This window comes from Streptomyces sp. SID4985 (assembly GCF_009863025.1).
Classification (GTDB): Bacteria; Actinomycetota; Actinomycetes; order Streptomycetales; family Streptomycetaceae; genus Streptomyces.
Genome location: NZ_WWIR01000496.1, coordinates 1 through 5,076, shown reverse-complemented (window position 1 = coordinate 5,076; position 5,076 = coordinate 1). Strand labels below are relative to the sequence as shown.

The 5,076-nt window shown below is 74.5% G+C and carries 4 protein-coding genes and 1 rRNA gene; 3 read left to right on the top strand and 2 right to left on the bottom strand.

The genetic code is table 11. The annotated features are described in order from the left end of the window. A 5S ribosomal RNA gene (rrf, locus tag GTW40_RS21850) occupies nucleotides 1-77 on the top strand; the annotation flags it as partial. Between the two features lie 151 nt (nucleotides 78-228). Next, nucleotides 229-579, top strand: a complete 351-nt coding sequence (locus GTW40_RS32760; RefSeq protein ID WP_202486245.1) for a hypothetical protein — start codon at nucleotides 229-231, stop codon at nucleotides 577-579. Nucleotides 580-623: 44 nt separating this feature from the next. Here GTW40_RS32760 and GTW40_RS21845 read toward each other — a convergent pair whose 3' ends face one another. After that, nucleotides 624-1,481 (bottom strand): DUF4184 family protein, encoded by an 858-nt coding sequence (locus GTW40_RS21845; protein WP_161181887.1) that lies wholly within the window; start codon nucleotides 1,479-1,481, stop codon nucleotides 624-626. A 318-nt stretch (nucleotides 1,482-1,799) separates the two neighbouring features. Between GTW40_RS21845 and GTW40_RS21840 the strand changes: the two genes are divergently transcribed. Beyond that, on the top strand, nucleotides 1,800-3,602 hold the full coding sequence (locus GTW40_RS21840) for a lytic murein transglycosylase (protein ID WP_161181886.1): 1,803 nt from the start codon (nucleotides 1,800-1,802) through the stop codon (nucleotides 3,600-3,602). Between the two features lie 7 nt (nucleotides 3,603-3,609). Here the strand turns inward: GTW40_RS21840 and GTW40_RS21835 are convergent. Beyond that, nucleotides 3,610-5,076, bottom strand: a 1,467-nt coding sequence (locus GTW40_RS21835; RefSeq protein ID WP_272919028.1) for an ATP-dependent helicase C-terminal domain-containing protein, incomplete at its 5' end; no start/stop codon positions are given.

Below are 5,076 nucleotides of genomic sequence, written 5' to 3'. Positions count from 1 at the left end.
CGAACCCGGAAGCTAAGCCTCACAGCGCCGATGGTACTGCAGGGGGGACCCTGTGGGAGAGTAGGACGCCGCCGAACAAATTTTAGGGAAAACCCCCGCACCGATTGGTGCGGGGGTTTTCTGCGTTTAGGGTCCTTTTCCCATCCCTGCCACCCCCCGGAGGGCCCCGTCACTCACGTGGCCCCCGTCAGAACGCCTTCTGGTGGCCGCTGCGGCAACACTGCGAGCATGGGTATACGGATGCGGACCGAGCGGGCGGAGGCGGACCCGGGGCGGGGCGGAGACGCCCCGGCGGTGCCGTCGCTCGCGGCCGACGCGAGCAGTGCCCGCATCCCCGTCGATCCGGCCGCGCGGATGCGTGCCGCCCTCGCGGCCCTGAGACGCCGCGCTGCCGCGCTCCAGTGGCGGGCTCGGGTGGACGTCGCCCGGGGTTACCTCGCGCTGTTGCTGGCCGCGCTGCCCAAGGCACGCCCCCGGCACACCCTGACCGTATTCGTCGCGTCGCTCACCGAGCGCCCGTCCCCACCGGCTCCCGGGCAGGCGCGGCCGGACGCGCGGGAGCCGGACGCCGCACCGTGACGGTGAGGGCGTAGGGCTTCAGTCCTGCGAGCAGCGCGACCCCGTCAGCGAGCCCCCGGTCCCACCGGCTCCCGGGCGGCCAGGGCCGAGCGCGCGGGAGCCGGACGCCACGCCCTGACGGCGACGGCGTACAGCACCACTCCCACCAGCAGCCCGGCGCCCGCGCCGAAGCAGACGGTGGGCACCAGTTCGAGGAGCGGGGCGTTCGGCCGTGACCACCACAGCGTCATGCGCTGGAGGGCGGCGACCAGCGCGCAGCCGCCGAGCAGTGCCGCGGCCAGGACGCGGTCCCGGGCGGACAGCACGGGCACTCCGTCCGGTACCGACCCGTCCGGCACCGAGGCGGGCGCCCACCGCAACGCGTGCAGCAGGAACACCACGAGGACGACGGCGGCCAGCGCCGAGGTGCCGTACTGGAACCAGGTGTACACCGGCAGTCCGGCCGCCTCCCCCATGAGCGCGGGGAAGATCCGGGAGCCCCAGCGGTCGTGGTGGGTGAAGGCGTCCCATACGACGTGGGTCAGCGCGCCGAGCGCCGCCGAGACGTACCACCAGAGCACGGTCGTACCGCGCAGCCGCGCCCGGGGCGCCCCGCAGCGCGAGAGGGCGGCCGGGCGTCCCTGGTGGGCGCGGGGCAGCAGCGCCACGAGCGGTTCGCGGACCAGGAGCCAGAGCGCGACCAGCGTCCACGCGATGAGCACGTCCACGCTCGCCACTCCGGCGAAGGAGTGCGTGACCGCCCCGAACTCCATGGCGCCCGGCACGAAACTCGCCGCGAAATAGGTGAGATCGGGTGCGAAGGACCCGGCGACGAGCACCGAGGGCACCAGCCGGCCCCGCCCGCTCCCGTCCCGGCGGATCGCGGGCAGCACGGCGGCCGCGTGACTGAGTGTGAACGGCAACGGAGCCTCCAGGAACGGGCGTCGGGCAGTTCGCCACGCCCGGGACCGGTGATCGAGTGCGTCCCAGTATGCGCGGTGGGCCGCATGCCCCGGCCGTACCGGGGCAGTTGCGGGGGCGACGGAATCCGGACAGGAACGGGTGGGCATGCCAAGCAAGTTGTCGTAGGGTCAACAGGGCCTCCGTGTGGGCCGCACGGCGCGCACCGGTCACAGGGACGGAATCGCGCACCAAGGGCAACCACCGTACGGGCTCAGTCGTCACACCAGTGCGGGGTAGTCGGAGACGGGCGCCATGGCGCCCACGGGAGGGTTTGTTCTATGGCGGCGCATTTCGGCAGTCGGCTGCGCAAGGGAGCGGCGAGCACCGCGGTGGCCGCTGTGGCGGTCGCGGCCCTGTCCGCGTCCCAGGCTCCCGGAGCGGTCGGAGCGAATGTGAACGCTCCGGCCACCGCCCTCGACACACCGGCGCCGGACGCGGCCTCGGACGCCACCGGCAGCTCCCCGTACTACACCGACCTGCCCCCGCTGCACAGCCCCGCACCCAGCTCCTCGCCCGTCATCGGCACGCCGGTGTCGCGGGGCGAGGGAGAGGCTGCGGGTGAGATCCCCGCGACCGTCCTGGACGCGTACAAGCGTGCCGAGGCCGAGCTGCGCGACTCCAAGCCCGGCTGCAACCTGCCCTGGCAACTCCTCGCGGCCATCGGCAAGGTGGAGTCCGGCCAGGCCCGCGGCGGCCGTGTGGACGCCGACGGCACCACCATCGGCCGGATCCTCGGCCCCCAGCTCGACGGCAACGGCTTCGCGCTGATCAAGGACACCGACCACGGTGCCTACGACGGCAACGCCTCCTACGACCAGGCCATCGGCCCGATGCAGTTCATCCCGTCCACCTGGGCCTGGGCCGGACGCGACGGCAACAGCGACGGCAAGGCCGACCCGAACAACGTCTACGACGCCGCCCTCGCCGCCGGTCACTACCTGTGCCGGGGTGACCGGGACCTGTCCCGCGACGCCGACCTGCGCAGCGCGATCCTCAGCTACAACAACTCGACCGACTATCTGAACCTCGTCCTGAACTGGGTGAGCTACTACCGCAAGGGCGTCCACACCGTCCCCGACGGCACTGGCGGCCTGCCCACCCACCGCAGCGACGAGACCCCCGCGCACCCCACGCACTCCGGCACGACCGGACCGTACGCGCCCGCCAAGCCGACGAAGCCCGCCAAGCCCACGAAGCCGGCCAAGCCGACCCCGCCGTCGAAGCCCGACCCGGGCATTCCCGCCGGAGGCGACGGCAGCCACACCCCCAAGCCGCCCACCCCGCCCACTCCGCCGTGGGACCGGCCCACCGCCACGGACAGCGTGGACCATCTCGCCTACCCCGACCCCGCCGCGGCCGAGTCGACCGCGATGGCCGGGCACACCTTCACCGGGAGGGTCGCCGCCCGCGCCGAGACCAAGGACGGCAAGGCCGTGCCCAAGGTGCGGATCCGCTTCACCATCACCGGGGACACCGACGCCACCTTCGCGGGCGGCGAGACGGTCGCCGCCGTCACCACCGACGCCAAGGGCGTGGCGACCGCCCCCGCGCTCCAGGCGGGCGAGAAGACCGGCGCCTTCAAGATCACCACCGCTCTCGTCGGCCGCCAGGTCAAGGGCGTCGACTACAAGGCGAGCGTCACCCCGCGCGCCGCCGACGCCCTCGCCCCCGCCGACGACAAGGCCCACACCTGCGTCCCCGGCGGCGAGTTCACCGACGCCGTCCAGGTCAAGGCCACCTACAAGGGCGCCGTCGCCGACCGCGTCGAGGCCACCGCCACCCTGATCAAGGCCGACGACGACCCCGCCGAGAACGACAAGGGCCCCTACTTCAAGGGCGCCGACGACAAGCCCGTCCGCACCCTCACCGGGCTCAAGACGGACGACAAGGGCCTGCTCACCCTCCCGAAGCTGTACGCCGACGACATCAGCGGCACCTATCTGCTCCGGATCACCACCACGGGCGGCGCCACCCTCACCGTGAAGCTGACGGTGGCCCCGGCGGACGGCACTCCCGCGGATGGCACCCCCGCCGCCGACGACCCGGCCGAGCCGTCTCCGAGCCCGTCCGCGACGTCCTGACGGAGCGTCAACTCCGGCCGAGCCGCGCCTTGGTGTACCGGGTGGGCTCGGCCGTGGCCGGGTCCTCCGGCCACGGGTGCTTCGGATAACGCCCGCGCAGCTCGGCCCGTACGCCGCGATAGCCGTCCCGCCAGAAGGAGGCGAGGTCGGCCGTCACGGCGGCGGGGCGCCCGGCGGGCGAGAGCAGGTGGACGAGCAGCGGCACCCCGGCCACCGCCGGGGTCTCACCGAGCCCGAACATCTCCTGCAACTTCACGGCCAGCACGGGCCGTTCGGGATCGCTGTAGTCGACCCTCACGCTCGAACCGCTCGGCACGGTGATCCGCTCGGGCGCCAGCTCGTCCAGCCGGCCCGCCTCCCCGCTCGCCCACGGCAGCAGCCGCCCGAGCGCCTGCCCGGCGTCGAGTCGGCCCAGATCGGCCCGGCGCCCGGCCCGGCCGAGCTCGGGTTCCAGCCATTCGTCCACCCGCGCGAACAACGCCTCGTCCGACACGTCCGGCCACGGCTCGCCCAGCCGCGCCCGCAGGAACGCCAGCCGCCGCCGCAGCGCCCTCGCCCCCTCGGACCACCTCAGCAGTCCGAGCCCCTCCCGCCGCAGCCCGTCCAGCAGGGCCGCGCGCACCAACGCGGGCTCCGGGTCCGCGAGTTGCCGTACGGCCAGCTCCACGGCCCCGAGCCGCTCGACCCGCCGCGCCACGACCTCCCCGTCGGCCCAGCGCACCTCCTCCCCCTCGGAGAGCAGCGCACGGGCTGCCTCCCGCGCCACGTCCTCCGGTACGGCGGCACCGAGCCGCACGCGCGCGTGTCCCTTCCCACCGGGCCGGTCGGCCACGGCCACCACGATCCACGGCGCCCCGCGCAGCGGTGATCCATCCGGCAGCTCAGCCCGCGTCCCGGACACCATGAGATACGAGCCGCCGTCCAGCCGGGCCACACGCTCGGGGAAGGCGAGCGCGGCCACGCGGCCGACAGCCGCGTCGAGAACGTCGTGCTCGTGATGAGCGCCGGGGGCCGTCGTCCCGGTGAGCCCCCGCAGCCGCCGTACCTCCGTGCGCCACCGGGAGGCGTACGCGTCCCCGCCCCGCCGGGCGCGCCGTAGCGCCGTGGCGAGATCGTCGCCGTACTCGCGCGGGACCTCCTCCGACAGCAGGGCGACCGCATCGGCGCCCGTGCCGTCGGTGTCCAGCAGGGCGCGGCCCAGACGGGGATGGACGCCGAGGCGGGACAGCCGGACGCCCCGGTCGGTGGCGTGCCCCGCGGGGTCTACGGCGCCCACCGCCGCGAGGACGTCGCGCGCCGCCGCCATCGCTCCGGCGGGCGGCGGGTCCAGCAGGGCGAGGCCCGAGGCGTCCGGGTCGCCCCAGCAGGCGGCCTGGAGGGCGAAGGCGGTCAGGTCGGCCACCTTGATCTCGGGTGCCGGGAAGGGGGGCAGCCGGCCGTCCTCGGCCTCGGCCCAGCAGCGGTAGACCGCGCC

Excerpts from the sequence above, each read along its gene's own strand:
- GTW40_RS32760 (WP_202486245.1), top strand. The coding sequence starts at position 229 with ATGGGTATACGGATGCGGACCGAGCGGGCGGAGGCGGACCCGGGGCGG.
- GTW40_RS21840 (WP_161181886.1), top strand. The coding sequence starts at position 1,800 with ATGGCGGCGCATTTCGGCAGTCGGCTGCGCAAGGGAGCGGCGAGCACC.